Annotated in this window: 20 protein-coding genes; 12 read left to right on the forward strand and 8 right to left on the reverse strand. The window is 72.0% G+C overall.

Translation table 11 applies throughout. The annotated features are described in order from the left end of the window. The first annotated feature begins 585 nt into the window (after window positions 1-585). Both ACH442_RS02340 and ACH442_RS02345 read left to right on the forward strand, forming a co-directional pair. The gene (locus tag ACH442_RS02340; protein WP_396120734.1) at window positions 586-4311 is read left to right on the forward strand and encodes a WG repeat-containing protein; all 3726 of its coding nucleotides are present in this window, start codon (window positions 586-588) and stop codon (window positions 4309-4311) included. A 21-nt stretch (window positions 4312-4332) separates the two neighbouring features. Then, window positions 4333-5331 (forward strand): aldo/keto reductase family protein, encoded by a 999-nt coding sequence (locus tag ACH442_RS02345; RefSeq protein WP_396120735.1) that lies wholly within the window; start codon window positions 4333-4335, stop codon window positions 5329-5331. A gap of 41 nt (window positions 5332-5372) precedes the next feature. On the opposite strand, the gene ACH442_RS02350 is transcribed toward ACH442_RS02345, so the two are convergent. Both ACH442_RS02350 and ACH442_RS02355 read right to left on the reverse strand, forming a co-directional pair. Continuing rightward, on the reverse strand, window positions 5373-6188 hold the full coding sequence (locus ACH442_RS02350) for a site-2 protease family protein (protein WP_396120736.1): 816 nt from the start codon (window positions 6186-6188) through the stop codon (window positions 5373-5375). 1 nt (window position 6189) lies between these two features. Then, window positions 6190-6387: a hypothetical protein gene (locus tag ACH442_RS02355; protein WP_396120737.1), complete on the reverse strand. Its 198-nt coding sequence runs from the start codon at window positions 6385-6387 to the stop codon at window positions 6190-6192. An 82-nt stretch (window positions 6388-6469) separates the two neighbouring features. On the opposite strand from ACH442_RS02355, the gene ACH442_RS02360 reads away from it, so the two are divergent. Together ACH442_RS02360 and ACH442_RS02365 are read left to right on the forward strand one after the other, a co-directional pair. After that, window positions 6470-8446, forward strand: coding sequence for a bifunctional adenosylcobinamide kinase/adenosylcobinamide-phosphate guanylyltransferase (locus tag ACH442_RS02360; protein WP_396120738.1), 1977 nt, complete (start codon window positions 6470-6472; stop codon window positions 8444-8446). Between the two features lie 210 nt (window positions 8447-8656). Continuing rightward, window positions 8657-9415 (forward strand): adenosylcobinamide-GDP ribazoletransferase, encoded by a 759-nt coding sequence (locus ACH442_RS02365; RefSeq protein WP_396121025.1) that lies wholly within the window; start codon window positions 8657-8659, stop codon window positions 9413-9415. Window positions 9416-9585: 170 nt separating this feature from the next. Here the strand turns inward: ACH442_RS02365 and gcvT are convergent, their stop codons facing one another. After that, a complete protein-coding gene (gene gcvT / locus ACH442_RS02370; protein WP_396120739.1) occupies window positions 9586-10677 on the reverse strand; it encodes a glycine cleavage system aminomethyltransferase GcvT in 1092 nt (363 codons plus the stop codon). A gap of 121 nt (window positions 10678-10798) precedes the next feature. On the opposite strand from gcvT, the gene ACH442_RS02375 reads away from it, so the two are divergent. Further along, entirely contained in the window at window positions 10799-12331 is a 1533-nt protein-coding gene (locus ACH442_RS02375) for a leucyl aminopeptidase (protein WP_396120740.1), read from the forward strand. Window positions 12332-12446: 115 nt separating this feature from the next. On the opposite strand, the gene ACH442_RS02380 is transcribed toward ACH442_RS02375, so the two are convergent. After that, complete coding sequence (locus ACH442_RS02380) at window positions 12447-12767, reverse strand: hypothetical protein (RefSeq protein ID WP_396120741.1); 321 nt, start codon at window positions 12765-12767, stop codon at window positions 12447-12449. Window positions 12768-12930: 163 nt separating this feature from the next. Here ACH442_RS02380 and lpdA point away from each other — a divergent pair, with 163 nt between their 5' ends. From lpdA to lipB, 5 genes are all read left to right on the forward strand, one after another. Then, the gene (gene lpdA, locus ACH442_RS02385; protein WP_396120742.1) at window positions 12931-14322 is read left to right on the forward strand and encodes a dihydrolipoyl dehydrogenase; all 1392 of its coding nucleotides are present in this window, start codon (window positions 12931-12933) and stop codon (window positions 14320-14322) included. Between the two features lie 42 nt (window positions 14323-14364). Further along, a complete protein-coding gene (gene sucB / locus ACH442_RS02390) occupies window positions 14365-16179 on the forward strand; it encodes a 2-oxoglutarate dehydrogenase, E2 component, dihydrolipoamide succinyltransferase (RefSeq protein ID WP_396120743.1) in 1815 nt (604 codons plus the stop codon). Between the two features lie 221 nt (window positions 16180-16400). Beyond that, entirely contained in the window at window positions 16401-17318 is a 918-nt protein-coding gene (locus ACH442_RS02395) for a TIGR01777 family oxidoreductase (RefSeq protein ID WP_396120744.1), read from the forward strand. Window positions 17319-17348: 30 nt separating this feature from the next. Beyond that, window positions 17349-19238: a DUF2079 domain-containing protein gene (locus tag ACH442_RS02400; protein ID WP_396120745.1), complete on the forward strand. Its 1890-nt coding sequence runs from the start codon at window positions 17349-17351 to the stop codon at window positions 19236-19238. Between the two features lie 32 nt (window positions 19239-19270). Beyond that, window positions 19271-19900, forward strand: coding sequence for a lipoyl(octanoyl) transferase LipB (gene lipB, locus ACH442_RS02405; RefSeq protein ID WP_396120746.1), 630 nt, complete (start codon window positions 19271-19273; stop codon window positions 19898-19900). On the opposite strand, the gene ACH442_RS02410 is transcribed toward lipB, so the two are convergent. Further along, complete coding sequence (locus ACH442_RS02410; protein WP_396120747.1) at window positions 19884-21071, reverse strand: PQQ-binding-like beta-propeller repeat protein; 1188 nt, start codon at window positions 21069-21071, stop codon at window positions 19884-19886. The two genes, lipB and ACH442_RS02410, sit on opposite strands and share 17 nt — an antisense overlap. A 15-nt stretch (window positions 21072-21086) precedes the next feature. Beyond that, on the reverse strand, window positions 21087-22337 hold the full coding sequence (gene aspS, locus ACH442_RS02415) for an aspartate--tRNA(Asn) ligase (protein WP_396120748.1): 1251 nt from the start codon (window positions 22335-22337) through the stop codon (window positions 21087-21089). Window positions 22338-22744: 407 nt separating this feature from the next. Here aspS and lipA point away from each other — a divergent pair, with 407 nt between their 5' ends. Further along, window positions 22745-23641 carry a lipoyl synthase gene (gene lipA / locus ACH442_RS02420; RefSeq protein ID WP_203738851.1) on the forward strand — a complete coding sequence of 299 codons (897 nt, stop codon included), beginning with the start codon at window positions 22745-22747 and terminating at the stop codon, window positions 23639-23641. 88 nt (window positions 23642-23729) lie between these two features. Here lipA and ACH442_RS02425 read toward each other — a convergent pair whose 3' ends face one another. Continuing rightward, window positions 23730-23987, reverse strand: coding sequence for a hypothetical protein (locus tag ACH442_RS02425; RefSeq protein ID WP_396120749.1), 258 nt, complete (start codon window positions 23985-23987; stop codon window positions 23730-23732). A 465-nt stretch (window positions 23988-24452) separates the two neighbouring features. Then, window positions 24453-24710 carry a hypothetical protein gene (locus ACH442_RS02430; RefSeq protein ID WP_396120750.1) on the reverse strand — a complete coding sequence of 86 codons (258 nt, stop codon included), beginning with the start codon at window positions 24708-24710 and terminating at the stop codon, window positions 24453-24455. Between the two features lie 361 nt (window positions 24711-25071). Between ACH442_RS02430 and ACH442_RS02435 the strand changes: the two genes are divergently transcribed. Then, the gene (locus ACH442_RS02435; protein ID WP_396120751.1) at window positions 25072-25761 is read left to right on the forward strand and encodes a DUF4191 domain-containing protein; all 690 of its coding nucleotides are present in this window, start codon (window positions 25072-25074) and stop codon (window positions 25759-25761) included. Window positions 25762-25765: the final 4 nt, after the last annotated feature.

Genomic DNA, 25765 nt, shown 5'->3' on the forward strand with positions numbered 1-25765 from the left:
GCACCTGTGTCCGGGATGGCTAATCCTGGGGCCGCTAGTCCTGGGATCGCGCCCGTGTCCGGGATCGCCGGTCCTGGGATCGCGCCCGTGTCCGGGATCGCCGGACGTGGGGGTCCTCAGGGTGGTGACCCGCGGCGCGGTGAGCATCTCTCCGGGCCCTACGGGCCGGACAACCGGACTCAAGCAGTGGACATGCAGCGGATGGGGCCCGGGGCGGCGCTGCCGCGGCGTGGGGTGCCGTTCCCGCCCGAGGAACGGACTCAGGCGATCGACCCTCGGCGGGTCGGCCCGGGGGAACCGTTCGTCGGTGGCGTTCCGGGGCAGCGTGCCGTTCCCGGCCAAGGTGCCGTTCCCGGCCAAGGTGCCGTTCCCGGCCAAGGTGCCGTTCCCGGCCAAGGTGCCGTTCCCGGCCAAGGTGCCGTTCCTGCGCAGGGCGCCGTTCCTGGGCAACGGCCTGGGGATGAGCATGTTGCCGGGGTCGGTGGGACCGCCTACTCGGAGGCGCCCGGATCGCCGTTCAGCGGGCCGGAGACTACGGCTCCGCGCGCGGCCTTCGCGGGCCCGCCTGCTGTCGAGGTCCCGGTCGTGGAACCGGAGCCGATCACCGCGGCAGAGCCGATCGCCGCGGCAGAGGAACCGCGCGGGCTGGGCTGGCTGCTGTCGCTGAGCGGGCTCGGGGCGGAGACGCCCGTGCCCGGCACCTCACCGCTGGCACCGGAACCCGTGGTCGAGGAAGAGGCCGTCAAGCCGGCCGGATGGTTCGCGGCGGACGCCGACGCGGAGAACGAGACCGCACCGGAGACGGACGCGACCGAGGCGACCGTCGTGGACGCCGAGATCACGCAGACCCGCCTGACCACAGAGACCGCCGAGCCCGAGATCACGCAGACCCGCCTGACCACGGACACCGCCGAGCCCGAGATCACGCAGACCCGGCTGGGCGCAGAGGCGGCCGAGCCGGAGAACACGCGGCCTCCGCTGGGCGCAGACGCGTCCGAGGCAGAGACTACGCAGGCCCGGCTGGGGACGGACGCCGGCGAGCTCGTTCAGACCGGCGTGGGCGAGGCTGAGATCACCCAGGCGCGCCTGGGTGAGGATGTCGCTGAGGTCAGCGATGTCGAGGTCACGCAGCCTCGGTTGACGTTGGACAGCGTCGCGGAGCCGGTTGCTGCTGAGGTTCGGCGCGGGCTCTCCCGGGACGAGGACGTTCCCGGCGGGGATGTTCCGGAGTGGATCGCTGCGGTGCAGGCCGGGTACGGGCGGCACGAGCGGGCTGACCCGGACGACCGGCCCGGACGTCACGAGCAGGCCTCGGCTGAGCCTCTGGCGGCCGCGCACCTTGCCGCCGAAAAGATCGCGGCGGAACCGGTCCAGGTCGACGAGCCTGCCGTCGAGACTTACGTTCCGGGCTTCCCCGACAGGGAGCCCGTCTTTGAGGCCGACGTTCCGGCATCTGAGCTCGAAGAGCCGGTCGTGGAGGACGACGCTCGGGCCGTTGCTGCCAGCGAGCCGGTCGTCGAGGTGGACGAGCCGGCCTTCGCCGCCGGCGAGCCGGTGGTCGAGGTCGCCGAGCCGGTTCTCGAGGCTGAGGAACCCGTCTTCACCGTTGTCACGGACCTCGCGGAGGCGGTCGCCGAGGACGTGGCGCCGATGACGTTCGGGGCGGTTGACGCTCCGGTCAGCATCGCGCCCGTCATCGCGGACGAACCGGTCGGCGTGAGTGCCTTCCTCGACGACCAGCCCAGCGTGGATGCCGTCCCGGGCGAGCCGGACAGTGGGATTGACTTCCCCGACGAGCAGCCCAGCGTGGATGCCTTCCCTGACGAGCAGCCCAGCGTGAGTGCTCTCCCCGACGAGCAGCCCAGCGTGAATGCTCTCCTGGGCGAGCCGGACAGCGCGGTTGCCGAGCGGGATGAGCCGACCAGCGCGGTTGCTTCGCCGGACGAGCCGGTTGACTCGTGGGCCGGGTTCGGTGTGGGCGGGCGGCCCGTCGGCGGTGGTGCCTCTGAGGCGGATGTGCTGGCTGGGCCGGCCATTCCGGCCTGGCCGCCGATCGACAGGGTGGCTACGCCTGCGGTTGAGGGTGAGGCGGTCGCCGGAGAAGCGGCGGCTGTCGCCGAGAGCGAGCCGGTCATCGAGAGCGAGCCGGTCGCGGTGGTCACGACGGGCGAGTCGGAGCTGTTCAGCACTGTGGCGACGCCTGCTGCCGAGGTCGAGCCGGTCGCCGCAAGCGCGACGGACGCCGTGAGCGCGACGGGCGAGTCGGAGCTGGGTGGTGCGGTAGCGACGCCTGCTGGTGGGATCGCGCCGGGTGCTCCGGGGGACGAGGTCCTCGAGAACTCGGACAGGGAGCGAGACGGCGGCGCCTCGGCCGACACGGTGAGTGCTGGTGCGGGACCGGCGTCCGGGGACGCCCACGACACGTCCGAACCGGGGTCGACCGTCGCGCACCACCACGACGGGACCGGGCCGGCCTTCGCACTCACCGACAACACCGCGACCGAGGCGTCCGCCGCCGTCCCGACCATGGTGGAGGTGCCGGCGGACGGCGGGACGGACAGTGAGTCCGCAGCCGTCGATCACGTCGCTGATCTTCCGGCCGTCGACGCGGCCGAGATCGCTGAGACTGCTGGAGGCGTCGGCTCTGCGGCGATCGAGGCGGCCGGGGTCGCCGGCGCGACGGACACGGAGACGGCCTGGACCGCGCCGGCTGCGGCTGCTGGAGGCGTCGGCTCTGCGGCGATCGAGGCGGCCGGGGCTGTCGGCGCGACGGACACCGAGACGGCCTGGACCGCGCCGGCTGCGGAGGAGGCCGGGGACGCTCCGGTGGCCGACGTGGGCGGGGACGCCACGGCTTCGGGTGTGGCCGAGAGTGCGACGGCGGGGGTCGGCGCGGGGGCGGTTGCCGCGGCGGACGGTGCTCACGACGTACCTGGGAATGGGTCCGGGTCTGAGGCGGAGGAGACTGTCGCGCCGATCAGGCAGCGGCGGGACCAGCGGGCTCCGGCGGACCGGCGCCGGGCCGACCCGGAGCAGATCCTTGCGGCGTATCCGTGGATGTTCGATCCGGAGACGCTGCGGGAGCAGGTCGACGAGCCGGACCGGCTGTGGGATCTCGTGGACCGGCTCAGCGACCGGCTGGAGTTCGCCGAGCGGGACGCCGTCCGGGCCGGGCTGCTCAGCCTGCGCGCGGTCGTGTCGCGGGTGCTCGGGGAGCTGGACGAGGCGCTGGCCGACGGGCGGGAAGGGCTGCGGCACGCCGAGTCCGCCGGTGACCCGCGGATGGTGTCGGTGGCGCAGACGCGGCTCGCGCACGTGCTGCAGTGGCGGGGCGAGTTCGAGGAGGCGGACCGGCTCTACGCGAAGGCCGACTCGCCGGAGCTGCCGGCTCGGCTGCGCGGCGAGATCTACGAGCTGGCCGGGCGGTCGGCGTTCGAGCAGGGGCGGTTCCTGGAGGCGGTGAACCGCTTCGAGCGGGCCCTGGACCTCTGCCAGGACCGTGACCCGGAGCTGGTGGAACGCATCGAGCTGGCGCTCGACGTGATCGCCCGGCGGTCCGGGGACGGCTGGGGGCCCTACCCGCGGCGGCGGGAGGAACTGCTGGAGCTGCCGGCCGCGCCGATGCCGCTGCCGGACGAGGGTGCCGGGCTGTGGGGCTACGCGGCGGCGGTCGAGCCGAAGTATGCCCAGGCGCAGGCGTTCGCCGAGGGGGTCGCGTGGGTGCGCCGCCCGGACTCGACGGCGTGGGAGCTGATCGACCCGTCCGGTGCGGTGCTGATCGGCGCCGACTCGGGTTATCTGGCCGCCGACCGGTTCTCGGAGGGGCTGGCCTGGGTGAGCCGGGAGGCCGAGGGCGGCTGGTCGGCGATCGACCGGGAGAACCGGCTCATCGTGCCGGGGAGCTTCGAGGAGGTACGGCCGTTCCGCCGTGGCCTGGCGTTGTTCCGGCGCGCCGGCGGCTGGGGCGCGGTCGACCGGCACGGCCGGATCGTCGTGCAGCCGAAGTGGCGGCAGGTCGCGACGGTGCTCAGCGTGGGCGGCCCGATCGACGGTTTCAGCGACGAGGGTTTCCTGGTGGTCGACGGCGGTACCGGGTTCGGGGTGATCGACCAGACCGGGCAGCAGGTGATCCCGCCGGTGCACAAGGCCGTGGTGATCCACCCGTCGGCGTTCCTGATCGCCGACGAGGCCGGGCGCTGGGGTGCGGTGGACCGGCAGGGACAGCCGCTCGTCGAGACGCGGTACGTGGAGCGCGCCGAGGCGATCGAGGAGGTCGTCCGGCTGAGACCGGACGCGCGGCCGGTTCTCTAGTGAGTCGATAGGGTTCGAGATATGAAGTTCCGTCATCTCGGCCGTTCCGGCCTGCTGGTCAGCGAGATCGCCTACGGCAACTGGATCACCCACGGGTCCCAGGTGGAGGAGGAGGCCGCGCTCGCGTGCGTGCGCGCGGCCCTCGAGTCCGGGATCACCACGTTCGACACCGCCGACGTCTACGCCGGCACCCGCGCCGAGGAGGTGCTGGGCCGGGCGCTCAAGGACGAGCGGCGTGACGGTCTGGAGATCCTCACCAAGGTCTACTGGCGGACCGGGCCGGGCGCCAACGACAGCGGCCTGTCCCGCAAGCACATCATGACGTCGATCGACGGGTCGCTGCGCCGGCTCGGCACCGACTACGTCGACGTCTACCAGGCCCATCGGTACGACCACAACACGCCGCTGGAGGAGACCATGGAGGCGTTCGCCGACGTGGTCCACTCCGGGAAGGCGCACTACATCGGCGTGTCCGAGTGGGACGCGTCGCAGATCCGCGCGGCGAAAGCCCTCGCCGACGAACTGAGGATCCGTCTGGTGTCGAGCCAGCCGCAGTACTCGATCCTGTGGCGGGTCATCGAGGCCGAGGTGGTGCCGGCCTCGATGGAGCTCGGGCTCGGGCAGATCGTCTGGTCGCCGCTCGCGCAGGGAGTGCTGACCGGTAAGTACAAGGCGGGTGAGCAGCCGCCGGCCGGGTCACGGGCCACCGACGAGAAGTCCGGGGCCGGGTTCATCGCCCGCTGGCTGGAGGACGACGTGCTGAACACGGTCGCCCGGTTGCAGCCGCTCGCCGACGAGGCCGGGCTGACCATGGGCCAGCTCGCGATCGCGTGGGTGCTCAGCAACCCGAACGTCTCCGCGGCGATCATCGGGGCGTCCCGGCCGGAACAGGTCCGGGACAACGTGAAGGCGTCCGGCGTGAAACTGGAGGACGGGCTGCTGAAGGCGATCGACGAGATCGTCGAGCCGATCGTGACGCGGGACCCCGCGCTGACGACCAGCCCGGCCCAGCGGCCGTAACCCGTGAGGGGTGGCCGGCCCGTGACCGGGCCGGCCACCCGTCAACTCCAGAAGCGCATCAGGTCGAGGCCGCGCGCGATCAGATCCGGATAGAGCTGCAGCCCCTCGGCGATCCAGGTCACCAGCCGGGAGAAGTAGTCGCCGAGGCTGGTCTGCCACAGCGCCACGAACAGCAGCAGGAAACCGAACGGGGCGAACGTGTCCCAGGCCCGCCGGTACGCCGGGCTCAGCCACGGCCGCAGGATGCTGCCGCCGTCCAGCCCCGGGATCGGCAGCAGGTTCAGCACGCTCGCGGTGATCTGCAGGAACGCGACCACGGAGAGCCCCTGCCAGAACTCCGGGTGATCGGTGGTGATGAACGCCCGGCTGCCGACCTCGACGATGTCCGGCCCCAGGCCCACGATGAACGGGAGGGCCGCCACCACCGCCAGGATGACGTTGGTGAGCGGCCCGCTCGCGCTGATCAGCGAATCCTTCAGCTTGCTGTTGATGTAACGGTGATCGATCCACACCGCGCCGCCGGGCAGGCCGATGCCGCCGAGGATCACCACGACCACCGGCAGCACGATGGAGAGCAGCGGGCTCGTGTACTTCAACGGGTTCAGCCGCAGGTAGCCCCGGTCGGCCACGGTCAGATCACCGGAGAAGTACGCCGCGACGGCGTGCGCGTACTCGTGCAGGCAGAGTGAGACCAGCCAGCCCGAGACGACGAACAGGAACGCGTCGAACCCGACGTTGCCGTACCTCGTCCAGAGCAGCACGCCGCTCACCGCGAAGATCGCGACGATGCCGACGAAGACCGGACTGGGGACGAACGCGTTCCGCGGGGTGCGCGTGTAGACCGGTTCGTAGGTCACGTCACTCCGCCGGCTGCAGACTCATCTGATAGTCGACCCGGTCGTCCTCGACCAGCGTGACCGTGCTGACCCCGGCGGCCTGCAACTGCCGCCACTCCTGGCCGATCCAGGACTCGGCATCCGCCTGACTGCTGAACGTCTCGGCCGGTCCGTCGACCGCTTTGCCGTCGACGTCCTCATACCGCCAACTCCACGGCATTCAGCTGCCCCCTCATGTCGTACGTCGGTGGCCTTCCACCCTACGGCGTGCGCGTGTGCGACCCGGCTCTAAGGTACGGGGCATGTCCGAAGATCGGTGGAACACGGTCCTGGTGCTCGGTGGGATCCGCTCCGGCAAATCCGCGTTCGCCGAATCGCTGGTGGCGGACGCGCCCGCGGTGCGGTACGTCGCCACCGCGGTCGGCGGTGAGGACGACCCGGAGTGGCGCGGCCGGATCGAGGAGCATCAACGACGCAGGCCGCAGTCCTGGTCGACCGAGGAGACCGGGGCCGACCCGGCCCGGCTCACCGAGCTGCTGTCCGAGGCGAAGCCCGACGACACGCTGCTCGTCGACGACCTCGGCGGCTGGGTGGCCGCGGTGCTCGACCCGGCCCGCCAGCCCAACGACGACGAGGCCGACGTGGCCGCGCTGGCCGCCGCGGTGCGCGCCTGCGAGGCACGGGTGGTGCTGGTCAGCCCCGAGGTGGGGCTGTCGCTGGTGCCGGTCACACCGGTCGGGCGGGCCTTCGCCGACGCGCTCGGGACCACGAACCAGGCGCTGGCCGAGGCCTGCGACGGCGTGGTGCTGGTCGTCGCCGGGCAGCCCAGCTGGCTGAAGCGCCTGCCGGCCGCCGACGGGCCCGCGGTGGCCGCGGTGCCCGTTCCGACCTCCGCGTCGGGGCCTCGGCCGACGCCGGTCGCCGCGGCGACACCCGCGCCGCCCCCGCCGCCCGCGGTCTTCGTCACGCCACCGGCCGACCCGGTGTTCGTCGCCGCGCCGGTCGAGGCGACCGTCGTCGCGCCGCCGGCCGCCGAGGACCCGCTGCCGCCGGTCGCCGACGCGCTGGGTGGCATGACGATGAGCCTGCCGCTCGTCGCCTCCGGCCTCACCAGGATCCAGCCGGGCATGGACCTGCCGCTGCCGGACAGCGACGCCGGGCCCGACGCCCGCGAGCGACTGGAGCGCATCGACCTGCCCGGCGCCGGGCTGGGCCGGGTCAGCGAGGCCGTCGAGTTCGCCGCCGGCACCCAGGACAGCATCACCCCGCAGCCGTGGTCGTCGGTCCGGGTCGTGGTCATCTCCGGCCGGCACGGCGGTGACGCCGCGGCCGGCGCCGACCCGCTCGACGTCGAACGCCGGGTGGCCGAGACCGAACTCGGCACCGGCCTCCTCGGCCGCCTCGCCGGGCAGGCCGGTGCGGACATCGCCGTGCTGCGCGTCCGGTCCTCCGGCGCGATGGAGGACGGCCCGGTCACCGAGGCCCACGCCGTCGACGCCGCGCTGCGCCAGGGCTGGCAGCTCGCCGACGAGGCCGCCGACGCCGGGCGCGACGCGCTGCTGCTGGCCGGCATCGGCGTCGGCGTGGAAGCGGTCGCCACCGCGGTGCTGGCCGCGACCACCGGCGCCGAGGCGGCCGCGGCCCTGCCCCGGGTGCTGCAGCCCGGTGGGCGGTTCGACGACCACGCCTGGATGCTGCGCTGCGCCGCGGTCCGGGACGCGCTGCACCGCATCCGGCAGGAACCACGCGGGGCGCACGACATCCTGCGCGAGATCGGCGGGCTCGACCTGGCCGTGGCGACCGGGGTGCTGCTCGGGGCGACCGCCCGGCGGATCCCGGTGCTGCTGGACGGGCCGCTCGGCATCGCGGCCGGACTGATCGCCCGGGACCTGGCCGGGCAGACCCGGCACTGGTGCCTGCTGCCCGAGGCGGGGACGCTGGCGCTGGTCAAGCAGGGTGCGGACGTGCTCGGCCTGACGCCCGTCCTGGAGCTCGGCCTCGACCTCGGCGAAGGGGCGAACGCGCTGGCGGCGCTGCCGCTGCTGCGGACGGTGCTGGGGCTGGCGGCGGCGCTGCCGGTGCATCCGGCACTGCTCGACGAGCCGGGCGACGGCGGGCTCTCCGACGACCTGGACGAGTATGCGCCGGGCCTCGACGACAGCTACGACGACGGGATCGACGAGGAGGAGCCGACGACGGTGCTGCCGAGCGGCTTCGGCAACCCCTCCGGCGGTACGGGTGTGGACGGTGCCGAGGACGGCGCGGCCGGGCGCTCGTGATCACCCCGCCGGTCGGTGAGCGGCCGTTCGTGACGGCTGCGCCGGCCGGTGGCCGATCGTGATCACTCCGCCGGTCGGTGACGTGGTCGCTCCGCGAGCTGGTGAAGTGATCGCTCCGCCGGTCGGTGAAGTGATCGCTCCGCCGGTCGGTGAAGGTGGCCGCTCCGCCGGTCGGTGGCCGCTCGTGACCACATCGCCGGCCGGCCGCTGGTGACCGGGGAGCCGGGGAACCGGGTGTTCGACGGGGTACGGCTGGCGGTCACCACGTTGACCGTGCTGCCGTTGCGGGCGGGGCGGGTGGACCGGTCCACCGCGGCCGTCGCCATGGGCGTGGCGCCGATGGTGGGGGCGGTGCTGGGGCTGGTGCTGGCGGGCGTCTCCGAGGGGCTGGGAGCGTTGGGTGCTCCCGGGCTGGTCGCCGGTGGGGTCACGGTGGCACTGGGTGCGTTGCTGACCCGTGGGCTGCATCTGGACGGGCTGGCGGACACGGTGGACGCGCTGGGCTCCTACCGGTCCGGCCCGGCCGCCCTGGAAATCATGAAAAAGCCCGACATCGGGCCGTTCGGCGTGGTGGCTCTCGCGGCGACCGTGCTGGTGCAGGCCGCCGCGATCGCGACTGTCCCCTGGTGGGCGATCGTCGTGGCGTGGGCCACCGGACGGCTGGCCATCTCACTGGCCTGCCGCCGGGGTGTCCCGCCGGCCCGCCCGGAGGGCCTGGGGGCGATGGTGGCGTCCACGGTTCCCTCCCCCGTCGTGCTGGGCGCCACGCTGCTCGTCGCGGCCGCCGCCGTTCCGGCGATCACCGGCCGCCCGTGGCAGGGACCGGTGGCGATGATCGTCGCGCTCGGGGCCGTGCTGTTGCTGCTCCGGCACTGTGTGCGGCGGCTCGGTGGGATCACCGGCGATGTGCTGGGCGCCTGCGCCGAGGTGGCCACGACGCTCGCGCTGGTGGCACTCACCCTTCACTGAACGTCCACGGTTCGTCGCTCTGACCGTGCCCACCCACGGACGTCGCCCTTGGGGGTCTCGCGTTCTGGGCCGGCCACGGCCCTGCGAGGCCCGCAAGGGTCCCCGCGGGAGCGACGGCCTGGACCACAGACCGGAGGGGACATGAAGATCTTGAACTTGATCTTGCCGGGTCAGCGGACGGAGGTCTCCACGAAAGGCGGCTTGACCAGGCGGGCCTCGATCCGCCGGCCGCGGATGTCGATCTCCAGCAGTTCGCCGTCCGGGAGGGCCGGATCGGTGTCGATCAGCGCGAGCGCGATGCCGGCCTTCTTCGTCGGCGAGAACGTGCCGCTGGTCGTCTCGCCGACGCGGCGGTCGCCGGCGAAGACCGGCATGTGGCCGCGCGGGACGCCGCGACCGGTCAACTCCAGGCCGCGGAGGGTGCGGCGCGGGCCGGCGGCCTTCTCGGCGAGGAGCGCGTCGCGGCCCCAGAACGCCGGCTTGGACCAGCCGACGGCCCAGCCGGCGCGGGCCTGGACCGGGCTGATGTCGAGGGACAACTCCTGGCCGTGCAACGGGTAGCCCATCTCGGTGCGCAGCGTGTCGCGGGCGCCGAGGCCGCACGGGCGGACGCCGGCCTCGATCAGCGTGTCCCACACGGTGGCCGCGGCGTCCCACGGGATGACCAGCTCGTAGCCGTGCTCGCCGGTGTACCCGGTGCGGCAGACGACCAGCGGTACCCCGCTGAGGGTGGCGTTGGCGAACGACATGTAGTCGTGGTCGGCGGGCAGGCCGAGCGTGCCGAGGATCGAGGCGGAGGCCGGGCCCTGGACGGCGAGGATCGCGAAGTCGCGGTGCAGGTCGGTGACCGTGATCCCGGCGGGCGCCGCGGCGGCGAGACGGCGGACGACCTCGGCGGTGTTCGCGGCGTTGGGGATCAGGAACACGTCGTCGGGGCCGTAGAGGTACGCGATCAGGTCGTCCACGACCCCACCGGACGGATCACAGCAGAGCGTGTACTGCGCCTTGCCGGGGGCGATCCGGCCCAGGTCGTTGGTGAGGCAGGAGTTCACGAAGCCGGCCGCGCCGGGCCCGAGGACACGGGCTTTGCCCAGGTGGGACACGTCGAAGACGCCGGCCGACGAGCGGACCGCGGCGTGCTCCTTGAGGACGCCACCGCCCGCGTACTCCAACGGCATCTCCCACCCGCCGAAGGGTGCGAGTTTCGCGCCCAGCGCGACGTGGCGTTCGTGCAGCGGGGAGCGGAGAAACTCGGCAGACATGAGACTCAACTTACCGGTGACCTTGGGGGTGGTTAGAGTCGCGGGGAATACCAAGTGTTTCCCACCAGCCGGGAGCACCGCCCACCGGCGGAACCGGCCCAGAACGTCGCGGAGAGCCCGAGTGACCCAGCCCAGCCTGAGCCTGGTCGACACCGACCCGGCCGAATTGGCGGTCGATGCCATCGTCATCGGCCTGCACAGCCAGCCCGACCAGGACGGCGCCCTGCTTCCCGCGCCCGGGGCGGAGAGCATCACCGCCGCGTTCGACGGAAAGCTGACCTCGACGCTCGCCCTGCTCGGCGCGACCGGAGCGCCCGGCGAGGTGACCAAGCTGGCCACGCTCGGCACGATCGCCGCGCCGCTGGTGGTCGCGGTGGGCCTCGGCGACGAGCCGTCCGGCGCGTCACCTGAGCTGGAGACGCTGCGGCGGGGCACCGGTGCGGCGGTCCGTTCGCTGGCCGGCAGTGCCACGGTCGCGCTGGCGCTGCCGCTGCCCGACGACGAGGACGCGCCGCGCGTGCTGCGCGCGGTCCTGGAGGGTGCGCTGCTGGGCGGTTACCGGTTCGCCGGCTACAAGACCAAGCCGCAGAAGGGCCGCCGTGAGCCGGTCACCGCGCTCCAGGTGCACGTGCCGGACGCCGCCGACGAGGCCGCCCGGGCCGAGCTGACCCGGGCCGAGGTGGTCGGGCGCGCGGTGCGTCAGGCCCGCGACTGGGTGAACATGGCGCCGAACCTGCTGCAGCCGGCGCCCTTCGCCGACCTGGTGCAGGCCGCCGCCACCGAGGTCGGGCTGGCCGTCGAGGTGCTCGACTTCGAGCAGCTCAAGGCCGGAGGGTACGGCGGGATCGTGGCGGTCGGCCAGGGTTCCGAGGCGCCACCGCGGCTGGTCAAGCTGACCTACACCCCGGAGGGCGTGACCGAGCCGAAGCGGGTCGCGCTGGTCGGCAAGGGCATCACGTTCGACACCGGTGGCGTGAGCATCAAGCCGGCCGCCGGCATGTGGGAGATGAAGTCGGACATGGCCGGTGCGGCCGCCGTCGCCGCCACCATGCTGGCGGTCGCCGCGGTCAAGCCGGGGGTGGCCGTCTCCGGCTACCTGGCGATCGCGGAGAACATGCCGTCCGGGTCGGCGTACCGGCCGGGTGACGTGATCACCATGTACAACGGCAAGCGGGTCGAGGTCTTCAACACCGATGCCGAGGGCCGCATGGTGCTCGGCGACGCGATCGCCCGGGCCTGCGAGGACGGGGCGGACTACCTGTTCGAGACGTCCACGCTGACCGGCGGCCAGGTGATCTCGCTGGGCAAGCGGATCGCCGGCCTGATGGGCTCGGAGGAGGCGACCGGGCTGGTCAAGACGGCCGGGGACGCGGTCGGCGAGCCGGCCTGGCCGATGCCGCTGCCGGACGACGTGCGCAAGGGCATGGAGTCGGAGATCGCCGACATCTGCCAGACGAACGCGAACCTGGACCGGGCCGGGCACATGCTGCAGGGCGGCGTGTTCCTGCGCGAGTTCGTCGAGCCGGGCGTGGAGTGGGCGCACATCGACATCGCCGGACCGGGTTACCACTCCGGCGAGGCCACCGGTTACTGGACCAAGGGCGGGACCGGCGTGCCGATCCGCACCCTCCTCCACCTGGTGGAAAACCTTTGATCCAGGGTTGGGGGGGGGGGGGGGGGGGGCGGGGGGGGGGGGGGGGGGGGCCCCCCCCCCGCCCCCGCCCCCCCCCCCCCCCCCCCCCCAACCCTGCGCACGCCGCCCGGCTCGTTCAGGCCGTGCGGCGTTTCTGCCGGGCGTTGTAATCGCGCATCCGCTGCGGATAACCGAGCAACCGGACGTCATAGATGGGCAGCGAGAGTTGGTGCGCGAAACGGCGCGCCACCTCCGGCGACTCGATGCGCCGCCGGGTCCATTCGCCGTCGTGTGCCACAAGCAACACGGTGGTTTCGGTCACCGTCGTCCGGGGCTCGACGAACGCCTCGACACCCCGGCGGGAGCGGACGAAATCCGTGAGGTGCTCCAGATCGGCCTGATCCACCCGCCGCCCGCCGGGACCACCGGTACGGGGTCGACGCCGAAACCACGCCACTGCTCCTCCTCGCGCTGAATGCCGCAAGGGTACGACGAGCCGACGTGTCTTGGGGCACCTGGCTGCATTGAGCGGGTCTCCAAGTGACAAGATGTCCGAGACGGGACTGTGACCGTTTCCATTGTGTGACCCACATGGCGACGACTCGACTACTGGAGTCAACGTGAGCCAGCCGAACGGCGGAACCTTCGACATCGTCATTCTCGGCGCGGGCAGCGGCGGGTACGCGGCCGCGCTGCGGGCCGCCGAACTGGACCTCTCCGTAGCGCTGATCGACAAGGCCGAACTGGGCGGCACCTGCCTGCACCGCGGCTGCGTTCCGACCAAGGCGCTCCTGCACGCGGCCGAGATCGCCGACCAGACGCGCGAGAGCGAGCAGTTCGGCGTCAAGGCCGACCTGGTCGGCATCGACATGGCCGGGGTGAACAGCTACAAGGACGGCGTCGTCAGCCGCCTGTACAAGGGCCTGACCGGCCTGCTGACCCACAACAAGAACATCACCGTGGTGGCCGGCGCCGGCAAGCTGGTCAGCAAGGACACCGTCGAGGTCGACGGGCAGCGCTACACCGGCCGCAACGTCATCCTGGCGACCGGCTCCTACTCGCGCTCGCTGCCCGGCCTGGAGGTCGACGGCACCCGGGTGCTGGCCAGTGAGCACGCGCTGAAGCTGGACCGGGTCCCGTCCTCGGCGATCGTGCTGGGCGGCGGCGTGATCGGCGTCGAGTTCGCCAGCGTCTGGAAGTCGTTCGGCGCCGACGTGACCATCATCGAGGCCCTCCCCCGGCTGGTCGCCGCGGAGGACGAGGACATCTCGAAGCAGGTCGAGCGCGCCTTCCGGAAGCGGAAGATCAACTTCAAGGTCGGCAAGCCGTTCGAGAAGGTCGAGAAGACCGCGGACGGTGTGAAGGTCACCATCGCCGGCGGCGAGACCCTCGAGGCCGAGGTGCTGCTGGTCGCGGTCGGCCGTGGCCCGTCCACCGCGAACCTGGGGTACGAGGAGCAGGGCATCACCCTGGACCGCGGCTTCGTGATCACCAACGAGCGCCTGCACACCGGGGTCGGCAACATCTACGCCGTCGGCGACATCGTGCCCGGCCTGCAGCTCGCGCACCGCGGCTTCGCCCAGGGCATCTTCGTGGCCGAGGAGATCGCCGGCAAGAACCCGGCGGTCATCGACGAGGCCGGCATCCCGCGGGTCACCTACTCCGACCCCGAGGTCGCGTCGGTGGGCCTGACCGAGGCCAAGGCCAAGGAGAAGTACGGCGCCGACAAGGTCACGTCGTACAACTACAACCTGGGCGGCAACGGCAAGAGCCAGATCCTCAAGACCGCCGGCTTCGTCAAGCTGGTCCGGGTGGAGGACGGCCCCGTGGTCGGCGTCCACATGGTCGGCGCCCGCATGGGCGAGCAGGTCGGCGAAGCCCAGCTGATCTACAACTGGGAGGCCTTCCCGGAAGAGGTCGCCCAGCTCGTACACGCCCACCCGACGCAGAACGAGGCGCTGGGCGAGGCTTTCCTGGCGCTGGCGGGCAAGCCCCTGCACGCGCACAGCTGAATCCATCGCTTCGAGAAGCAGCGTTAAGGAGTTTGGGGAAAAATGCCGACATCGGTAACCATGCCGCGGCTGGGCGAGAGTGTCACCGAGGGCACCGTCACGCGCTGGCTCAAGCAGGAGGGCGAGCGCGTCGAGGTCGACGAGCCGCTGCTCGAGGTCTCCACCGACAAGGTCGACACGGAGATCCCGTCGCCGGCCGCGGGCGTGCTGACCCGGATCGTGGTCGCTGAGGACGAGACCGCGGAGGTCGGCAGCGAGCTGGCCGTCATCGCGGGAGAGGGCGAGGACGCCCCGGCCGCCGCCGAGCCCGAGCTCGCGCAGGAGGACACCACGCCGTCGACCGAGAAGCCGGTCGAGGAAGAGGCGCCCGCGCCGCAGGCCGAGGCCGCGCCGGCCGCCGCCGCCCCGGCCGCCGGTTCCGCCGAGGGCACCGAGGTGAAGCTGCCGGCGCTCGGCGAGAGCGTCACCGAGGGCACCGTCACGCGCTGGCTCAAGGCCGTCGGCGACACCGTCGAGGTGGACGAGCCGCTGGTCGAGGTCTCCACCGACAAGGTCGACACCGAGATCCCGTCGCCGGTCGCCGGCACGCTGCTGGAGATCCGGGTCGGTGAGGACGAGACCGCCGAGGTCGGTGGCGTCCTGGCGATCGTCGGCTCGGCGTCGTCCGCGCCGGCCGCCGCTCCGGCTCCGGCCCCCGCGCCGCAGCAGCCGAAGGCCGAGCCCAAGCCGGAGCCGAAGGCCGAGGCTCCGATCATCGAGTCGAAGCCGGCTCCGTCCGTTCCGGCGCAGCCGGTCGGCGAGTCCTACGCGACGCCGTCGCCCGCGGCCGAGACCAAGCAGCCGGCCGCCGCGGCCGAGACCAAGCAGCCGGCCGCGCCGGCCGCCGAGACGGTCAAGGCGAACGGGGCCGGTGACGCCGGTTACGTGACCCCGCTGGTCCGCAAGCTGGCGGCCGAGAAGGGCGTCGACCTGTCCGCGCTGACGGGGACCGGCGTCGGAGGCCGGATCCGCAAGCAGGACGTGCTCGACGCCGCCGAGAAGGCCGCTGCCGCCAAGGCCGCGCCGGCTCCCGCGGCCGCTGCTCCGGCCGCCGCCCCGGCGCAGGACACCAAGGCCAAGCCGGAGCCGAGCCCGCTGCGGGGCCGCACCGAGAAGCTGACCCGCATCCGGGCGACCATCGCCCGCCGGATGGTCGAGTCGCTGCAGATCTCGGCGCAGCTCACCACGGTCGTCGAGGTGGACGTCACCAAGATCGCGACGCTGCGGAACAAGGCGAAGGCCGACTTCCAGGCCAAGCACGGCGTGAAGCTCACCTTCCTGCCGTTCTTCGCACTGGCCACGGTCGAGGCGCTGCAGCAGCACCCGGTGGTCAACTCCTCGATCGACGTCGAGGCGGGCACGGTCACCTACCACGGCGCCGAGCACCTGGGCATCGCCGTGGACGCGCCGAAGGGCCTGGTCGTCCCGGTCATCAAGGACGCCGGTGACCTGAACCTGGGTGGTCTGGCCAAGCGGATCGCGGACGTCGCCGACCGCACCCGGAACAACAAGATCGGGCCGGACGAGCTCGGTGGCGGCACGTTCACGCTGACCAACACGGGCAGCCGGGGTGCGCTCTTCGACACGCCGATCATCAACCAGCCGCAGGTCGGCATCCTCGGTCTCGGCGCGGTCGTCAAGCGCCCGGTGATCGTGAACGACCCCGAGCTGGGCGAGATCATCGTGCCGCGGTCGATGGTCTACCTGGCGCTCAGCTACGACCACCGGATCGTGGACGGTGCTGACGCGGCCCGCTTCCTGGGCACGCTGAAGGAGCGTCTCGAGGGCGGGCACTTCGAGGCCGACCTCGGGCTGTAACACGGCCTCGCTCCGCTCGGCGGGCATCGCGCCCCTAGGGGTCGATGTCGAGGGTGCTGGAAACGACCACGGCTTCGCCTAGTCGCTTCCGGCACCCTCGACATCGACGGGCGCGATGCGGACCGGGCGGGGTCAAGACCTGAAGATTTGGGGGGTACGCCGTTATGGCGTACCCCCCAAGTCGTTTTGGTTTGAATCTTTTCCGGGAAAGAATCGAGTTCATGCGGATCGTGATGGCCGGCGCCTCCGGCTTCCTGGGTGCCCGTCTCACCGAACGGTTGCGTCAGAGCGGCCACGACGTGGATCGGCTGGTTCGCCGGCCGCCCACCGGCCCGGGTGAGATCACCTGGACTCCGTCGCAGGGCCGGCTGGATCCGGCCGAGCTGGCCGGCGCCGACGTGGTGATCAACCTGGCCGGGGCGAACGTCGGCGGGCGCCGCTGGACGACGGGTTACAAGAACGTGCTGCGATCGAGCCGGTTGGACACCACCGACACGATCGCCCGGGCGCTGGCGAAGCTGCCCGAGACCGATCGTCCGCGCACGCTGCTGCAGTCCTCCGCGGTGGGGTGGTACGGCGACACCGGCAACCGCGAGGCGAGCGAGGAGTCCCCGGCCGGCAGCACGTTCCTGGCCGACCTGTGCCGGGTGTGGGAGGCGGCCGCCCGCCCGGCCGAGGACGCCGGGGTCCGGGTCGTGCTGCTGCGCACCGCGCCGGTGCTGGATCGGCAGGGTTCGCTGCTGAAACCGCTGCTGCCGGTCTTCAAGCTGGGCGGCGGCGCACGGATCGGCGGGGGCCGGCAGTGGATGTCGTGGATCGCGCTGGCCGACTGGCTGGGCGCCGCCGAGTTCCTGATGGAGCGCGAGGACCTGGCCGGCCCGGTCAACCTGGTCTCCGCCGCGCAGTGCACGAATCTCGACTTCACGCGGGCGCTGGCCCGCCAGGTGCGGCGCCCGGCGCTGCTGGCCGTGCCGGGTCCGGTGCTCGATCTGGCGCTGGGTGAACTGGCCGGTGAGGCGCAGCGGAGCCAGCGGGTGATACCCGGCGTTCTGCGCAACGCCGGGTTCTCCTGGACGTATCCGGACATCGAGACCGCTCTGGTGGCGGCTCTGAAACCGCAACCGGGGATGACCCACTGAACTACAGGTGGCGCTGCTAACCTGCGCGTGATGTCCGTCGCCGCCCCCGCCCCCGCCGCGTCCGCCGATCCTCCCTCGGAGTCCGCCACCACGCCCGGCGCCAAGCCGCGTGAATGGCCCGTGCACCTGAGTTTCGCCATCGTGGCGCTCTCGTTCGCGGTGTACGTCACGAGCGGTCTCTGGCGTGACCCGTTCACGCACGTCCTCGCCGACAACGTCGGAGACCAGGCGTTCTTCGAGTGGCTCATGGGGTACGGGTACTACACCGTCACCCAGGGCTCCGATCCGTTCTTCGCCCAGTTGCTGAACGCGCCGCTCGGCGTGAATCTGGCCGCGAACACGTCGATCACCGTCTACACGGTGCTGATGACGCCGGTGACGCACTTCGCCGGCCCGCAGATCAGCTTCGTGACGGTGCTGACGCTGAACCTGGCCGGCTCGGCCTTCGCGTGGTACATGTTCCTGCGCCGCTGGCTGGTCGGCAACGCGATCGCGGCCGCGGTCGCCGGGCTGTTCTGCGCGTTCGCGCCCGGGTTCATCTCGCACGCCAACGGCCACCTGAACTGGACCGCCGGCTGGGTCGCCCCGGTCGTCATCTGGCAGGTGCTGAAGCTGCGGGAGCAGGGCCGCCTGCGCTGGCTGCGCAACGGCCTGGTGCTCGGCCTGCTGCTCGCGGTCGGCTTCTCGATCGCCGCCGAGGGGCTGTTCTTCACCGCCCTGGGCTGCGCCGTCTTCGTGGTGATGTGGTCGATCGCGAAAGCGGTCCGCGACGAGGCCGAGGCCGCGTTCAAGACCGTCATGGCCGCGCTCGGCGTGACCGCGGTGGTCGCCGGCGCGCTGCTGGCCTACCCGCTCTACATGCACTTCGCCGGCCCGCAGACGTTCTCCGGGACCGGCTTCAACCAGGAGTACTTCGCCGAGGACACCGCGGCGTACCTGTCGTTCGCGAGCCGCTCGCTGGGCGGGTTCTTCGGCTGGCACGCCGACGTGGCGCCGAACCGGACCGAGGAGACGTCGTTCTTCGGCGTGCCCCTGGTGCTCCTGATGATCGCCGCGTTCGTGCTGCTGCGGCGGCAGGCGGATCCCGGGCGCCGGGCCACGCTGCGCGCCGTCGGGATCGTCGGGCTGTTCTTTTTCGTGCTCTCGCTCGGCCCCGTGCTGCACTTCAACAAGCACTCGTACAGCGGGGTGCCGCTGCCGTACAAGGCGCTGAAGGAACTGCCGCTCTTCGACTCGGCCCTCCCGAGCCGGTTCGCGCTCGGCGTGGTCGGGGTGTTCGGCATCCTGCTCGCGCTGCTGATCGACCACCTGCTGGCCAAGCGCCCGTCCCAGGGACTGCTGAACACCGCGCTCGCCTCGGCCGTCGTGGTCAGCCTGCTGCCGATCATTCCCCTGCCGCTCCGCATCCAGCACCGCGCGCCCGAGCCGGCGTTCATCGCCGACGGGCTGTGGAAGAAGTACGTGCCCGAGGGCGGTGCGCTCTCGGCCCTGCCGTTCGCGATGAACGTGACCGCGGACGGGCAGCGGTGGCAGGCGTACACGATGGCCCGGGGCGGTCAGCAGTTCAAGATCCCGGACGGTTACTTCCTCGGCCCGCAGACCACCGGCGAGGACGGCAAGAAGCAGAGCGGCCGGATCGGCTCCCCGCCGCTGGCCACCGACTGGCTGTTCCTGCGCGCCGGTTGGTACGGCTACGTCGCCCGCCTCAGCAACGCCGATCGCGCCCAGGCCCGGGCCGACTTCCAGTACTGGGGGCTGGACGCGGTCTTCCTCGCGCCGGAGATCACCGGCTCGGACCACCAGACGCTGAACCGGGCCGCGGTCGAGGAGACCGCCCGGGACCTGCTCGGCGAGCCGGAAGAGGTCGGCGGCGTGCTGCTGTGGCGCATCCGGCGGGGAGTCGACCCCGTCGACCGTTAGATACCGGTGAGTACGGAGCTAGGCTGGCCGTCGTGACAGCATCCGTACTCACCGTTCTGCGCCCCGGGCTGGTCGATTACCGCGACGCGTGGGACGAGCAGAAGCGACTGCACGAGGCCGTGGCCGACGGCACCCGTCCGGACACGATCCTCCTGCTGGAACACCCCAGCGTCTTCACCGCCGGCAAGCGCACCGAGCCCGCCGACCTGCCGTGGGACGGCACTCCCGTCGTCCAGGTCGATCGCGGCGGCAAGCTCACCTGGCACGGGCCGGGTCAGCTCGTCGGCTACCCGATCATCAAGCTGCCCGACCCGGTCGACGTGGTGGCCTACGTGCGCCGCACCGAGCAGATGCTGATCGACGTGTGCGCCGAGTTCGGCGTGACCGCCGAGCGCGTCGAGGGTCGCAGCGGCGCCTGGGTCCGGGCCACCGACGGCGGGCTCGACCGCAAGATCGCCCAGATCGGCATCCGGGTGTCGCGCGGGGTGACCCAGCACGGCTTCGCGATCAACGCCGACTGCGACCTGGCGAACTTCGACCGGTTCGTCCCGTGCGGCATCCGGGACGCCGGCGTGACGTCCCTCAGCGCCGAGCTGGGCCGCCCGGTGACCGTCGCCGAGGTGATGCCGGTCGTCGAGCGGCACCTCACGACCCTGTTCTGACGATCTTCCAGACCGTGATCCCGCCGTGCTTGCGGCAGGCCAGGAAGTCTCCGGCCGCCGTGCAGCCGTACGGCGCGACCTCGGTCAGCGTGCCGTAAAGGCGGCCGGTGCGCAGGTCGGTGACCTGCGTCCGGTCGCCGTCGAGGCGCAGCATCAGGTCCCCGGCGACCCGGCCCCGCCCGAGGAGACGCACGACCCCGCCGGTCGCCGGGTCGAGAACGGCGTTGCTCCCGTCGGACCGCTGGGCGATGCCACCCGCCAGTCCGGCCGAGCTGCTGTCACTCGACCAGCCCACCCAGCCGGGCCCGGTCCAGCGCAGCGCCCCGGTCGCCGGGTCGAGCCCGCTGACCCCGGACCGGGCGCGGACGCAGATCAGGTCACCGCAGGCCGCGACCACGGTCGGGGTCAGCACCAGCGGCTTCCCGGTCCACGCCGTCGTCAGGTCGTCCAGCCGCAGCGCGATGACCGTGGACGCGCCGAGCAGGTAGACCCGGTCACCGACGATCGTCGGCCCGAGGGTCTCCGACAGGTCGACCAGGGTCCGCTGAGCCAGCAGCCGCCCGTCCGTCACCGAGCGCACCTGAAGGGTCGAGTCGATGTCGAACAGGCACAGGAAACGCCCGCTCGAATCCAGGGCGGCCTCGGCCGGGGAGGTCTGCTGCCGCCACCGCACCCGGCCCGTCTCCAGATCGGCGAACCGGACCCCGCCCTCCTCGCCGGTGATCAGCACGTGATCGCCGAGGACCGTGGTCAGCTCCTGCTGAACGGCCCAGCGCTCCTGGCCGGTCGCCACGTCGAGAACCCGCAGGGTGTCGCCGTCCCGCACGACCAGCACCGAGCCGGACCGGGACAGCTCCACGCCGTCCGAGGCCACCCCCCGGGCCTCGGCCTGCCAGGACGGGCCTCCCGCGACCAGCGGCCGCGCGACGACCGTCACGCCGTCGTCCTCCTCGCGCGCGGTGAAGAGTGCCTCCGGAGTCAGCGTCGAGCTCACCACCGACTCCGCACCGGTCGCGGCCACCTGCGGGAACACCACCGGGCGGGGAGCCACGGCCGCGCCGTCGAGCAGGAGCAGCACGGCGGCGGCGACCACGACCCGGATCGTGCGCCACGGCGGACGCCGGCTCCGCACGGGAACCGGTGGCGGCGCGACGTCCAGATCGATCAGCACCCGGCCAACTTACGGCTAGGGCGCCACCCGGTGCGGATCACGCGGGAACGCCGTGACCTCGCGGACGTTCGCGGCGCCGATCAGCCGGGCGACCAGGCGCTCCAGGCCGATCGCCCAGCCGCCGTGCGGGGGCATGCCGTACCGGAAAGCCTCCAGATAGCCCCGATAGGGCTCCAACGGCTCGCCGGCCGCCCGCAGCGCGGCCACACAGTCGGCGTGCCGATGCAGCCGCTGACCTCCCGTGACGATCTCCAAACCCCGGAAAAGCAGGTCGAAGCCATTGGCGTACGCGGGGTCGGCCGGGTCCGGGTGGGTGTAGAACGGGCGCTTGCGCATCGGGTAGCCGGTCACGTAGACGAGCTCCGAACGGTGCTCCCGCCACGCCCAGTCGCCCAGCGCCCGCTCGTGCGCCGGGGCCAGGTCGGGTTCGTCGTCGGGCGCGCCGGCGATCCGCAACGCCTCGGTGAAGTGGACCGCCGGGATCTCGGACGGGACGGCCGGAACCTCGTACCCACATCGGTCCTGGACCTCGGCGAACATCCCGGCGATCGTGGCCGTCAACGTGACCATCACGTCGCGGTGGCCGGCGATGAAGCCCATCTCGGCGTCGAGCGACGTGTACTGCGTCAGGTGCCGCGCGGTGTCGCTGTTCTCGGCGCGGAACACCGGCCCGACCTCGAAGACCCGCTCCAGGACGCCGACCATCATCTGCTTGTAGAACTGCGGCGACTGCGCCAGATAGGCCGGCCGCCCGAAGTAGTCGAGCTCGAAGACGCTCGCGCCGGACTCGGTCGCCGACTCGACGATCTTCGGCGTGTGGATCTCGACGAACCGCTGTTCCTCCAGCGTTCGGCGGAAACCGGCGGTCGCGGCCGCGGAGATCCGCAACGCCGCCCGGCGCGACGGATGCCGCAACGCCAGCGCCGCATGGTCCAGCTGCGTGGGCAGACTCGCGGCGAGCGTCGGCCGATGCAGCTCGAACGGTGGTGGGTCCGCCTCGGCGAGCACGTGGATCACCGGCTCGGTCAGCTCCACGCCGCCCGGCGCCTGCGCGTTCGGCGTGACCACGGCCTCGACCGCGACGACACTCTCCTCGCCGGCCCGGATCAGGGCCGGGTCGGTGACCACCACCTGGGCCAGCCCGGCGGCGTCGCGGACGATCAGGAAGCTCACCGATTTGAGACGGCGGATCCGATGGACCCAGCCCTCGACCCGGATTTTCTCGTACGGGTGAGTGGCCAATTCGGTGGAGAGGACGCGTTGCACGGCTCGGTACCTCCTCTGGTGCGGCAACGCGGCCCCAGACAGGTGCGGGCGAGCGGGATCCTCGCGGTACCACCGCACCTTCGCGCCCGAACTCACGGGGCGCCTCTTGCACTGCCCGGCTCCGGGGTGTCTTCGCGCCCCGGCGCTCGGGCCACCATCACAGCTGCCGGTGGCTCTCTCGGCCGGCGGATCGGGGCGTTACTCGGTCCCATCACTGCCGTAGGTCCGGACGTTAAACCCGTACTCGACGAGTGTTCAACGGGTTTTCCGCGCTGCATTTCCATACCGGCCGTTATGGGTGACAGCGGTCACAGGTAAGGTCACGTGAGCCTCGTCGCCCATGCGTCGCGACGGGCCGTCGCGGGCGTAATCTCGGGGGCGTGACTATTGCTCCCGAGGGCCGCCGCATGCTGCGCATCGAGGCGCGCAACGCCGAAACTCCCATCGAGCGGAAGCCGCCGTGGATCAAGGTCAAGGCGAAGATGGGTCCTGAATACACCCAGATGCGCGGGCTGGTCCAGAAAGAGGGCCTGCACACGGTCTGTCAGGAAGCCGGTTGCCCCAACATCTACGAGTGCTGGGAAGACCGCGAGGCAACCTTCCTCATCGGTGGTGATCAGTGCACCCGCCGCTGCGACTTCTGTCAGATCGACACCGGCAAGCCGGCCGAGTTCGACGCCGACGAGCCCCGGCGCGTCGGTGAGTCCGTCGCCACCATGGGCCTGCGCTACGCGACCGTCACCGGCGTGGCCCGCGACGACCTGCCCGACGGCGGCGCCTGGCTCTACGCGGAAACCGTCCGCCAGATCCACAAGCTGCAGCCCGGCTGCGGCGTCGAGCTGCTGATCCCCGACTTCAACGCCGACCCGGCCCAGCTCGCCGAGGTCTTCGGCGCGACGCCCGAGGTCCTCGCGCACAACGTCGAAACCGTCCCGCGGATCTTCAAGCGGATCCGGCCCGGTTTCCGTTACGAGCGCTCCCTCGACGTGATCACCCAGGCGCGGGCCGCCGGCCTGGTCACCAAGAGCAACCTGATCCTCGGTATGGGCGAGGAACGGTCCGAGATCTCCGCCGCCCTGCGCGACCTGCACGCGGCCGGCTGCGAGCTGATCACCATCACGCAGTACCTGCGGCCGACGCCGCGGCACCACCCGGTCGAGCGCTGGGTCAAGCCGGAAGAGTTCGTCTCCCTGCGCGAAGAGGCCGAGGCGATCGGCTTCGCCGGGGTGATGAGCGGGCCCCTGGTCCGGTCGTCCTACCGGGCGGGGCGGCTCTACAAGCAGGCGCTCGACGCTCGGGGCTGATCCTCGCCCCTGATTCGTTGCCCGGCCCCGGTCCTTTCGACCGGGGCCGGTAGCGCATCGCCGGGGCGGCGAGCCGGTAAGCGGGCGATCACTTCTTGCCCTTCTTGCCTTTCTTGTCCTTCGCCTTGCCCTTGCTCTTGCCCTTGTCGTCGTCCTTGCCGCGGTCATCGCGTTCCCGGCGGAACTCGGCGAGCCGGCGATCCGTCTCCGCCTCGGCCGCGGCCGCCTCGGGGAACATCACCGGATACATCAGTCGGGCGAACACGATGAGGATCGGCGCGAGCCAGGCCCACCACGGTATTCCGGCGCCCGGCCCGAACAACGCCTCGACCATCCGATAGGCCATGTCAACGGCGTCATCCATCATCGACCCCCCAGGGACGAACGGAACTTGTCGTGCATGACTGCTCCCTAGGCTGTTTGGACGGCCACCCATATCGGGCACCCGCCAAGCCGGATTAGCCTTCGCCGTCGTGCCCCCGGCCGCCCGCTCCCCGCCCAGCGCTGAGCTGCCGTTTTGCCCCCGGGCGGCAACTCCCTGCACCCACCGGGCAACGAAGAACCCGGCCGCCCGGACCGGCCCTGCCACGCCGGCTCAGCACCCCGACACGCCCCGCACGCACTCGCGCCCAACAGCCCGCCCGGACCGGCCCTGCCACGCCGGCTCAGCACCCCGCACGCACTCGCGCCCAACGGCCCCACCCAGCGCACTCGCCACCTCGAGCAGCCCGGCCACTCCGGCTCGCCGCCCGAAGCAGCCCGCCGCGCACACTCGCCGGCCGCGATCGTCCGCCCGTGGGGGCTCAGGTCGTCAGCGCGCGAACCCGAGGCACGGTTCGACGGGCATCCCAGGAGACGGCGGCCGGGGTGCGGCGCGGACCGGCTCGGCGTAGGCGTCCAGGTCGGCGAGGGCCGCGCGGGTCAGGCTCGGCGCCCGCCGCATCTCACCGGAGCGGATCGCGGCGAGCGCGGTCTCCGCCAGCAGGTCCAGGTGACCGGTTGCCGAGCAGCTCGGCGGCGGCCGGCACCAGGTCCCACGGCTCCAGGACGCGGTCGAGGAGTCGCGCATTCTCCCCGTACGCAAATCGCCGGCAGGCCTCGTCGGCCGCGAGTTTCGCAGTGACCAGGGCTTTCGCATGGTTGTTGGCGGCGAATCAGTGGTGGGCGAGCTCAGCCGGCGCGGCCCGGCGGGAGCAGCCGCGGGCCGGCCTCGATCGCCTCCGCGTAGCGCGTGTGCAGGCGGGTGTGCTCGCCGGGGAGCAGGTCATCTTTCGCACTCCTCGACTCGTCGTCGAGGTCGACTCTTCGCCCGACGGCAGGCCCGGGGCATGGGCCGGCGCCTCGTCCCGGGGCCCGGCCCTGCCTTACGAGGACGCGCCCGGGTGCCCGGGACGCCGTAAGGTACCTGAGGCTGACTACACTTTCCGGCTATGGCAAAACCCCAGGAGAAGGTGTCGTTCTTCGAGCGCCTGAAGCAGATCGGCCAGGTGTTCAGTTTCACCGCGAAACAGGACAAGTGGTTCGTGCCACTGGTCATCGCGGCGGTGCTGATCCCGGTCGCGCTGACCGTGGTCGCGGCACTGAACCTGGGCTGGCTCTGGATCCCGGTCGGGGTGCTGGTCACCCTGCTGGCCGTGCTGATCGTGCTGAATCTGCGGTCGAACACCGCGATGATGAACGTGGCCGAGGGCCAGCCCGGCGCGGCGGCCTCGCTGATGGAGAACATGCGCGGTGACTGGCGGGTCCGCCCGGCGGCCAGCTCGACCACGCAGTTCGACATGGTGCACGTGGTGATCGGCCGGCCCGGCGTGATCCTGCTCGCCGAGGGCAACCCGCAGCGGGTCAAGGCCCTGCTCGGCCAGGAGCGCAAGCGTCTGTCGAAGGTGATCGGCAACGCGCCGCTCTACGACTACGTGATCGGCAGCGAGGAGGGCCAGCTCCCGGTCCGCAAGCTGCGCACCACGATGCTGCGACTGCCCCGCAACCTCACCGGCAAGGACGTCAATGCGCTGGACAAGCGTCTCGGCGCCCTGATGGCCCGCCCGCAGATGCCGAAGGGCGCGATCCCGAAGAACATGCGGCCGAGCAAGGGCGCGTTCCGGCAGCAGCGCCCGCGCTAAGCTT

This window comes from Actinoplanes sp. NPDC020271 (genome assembly GCF_044388125.1).
GTDB lineage: Bacteria > Actinomycetota > Actinomycetes > Mycobacteriales > Micromonosporaceae > Actinoplanes.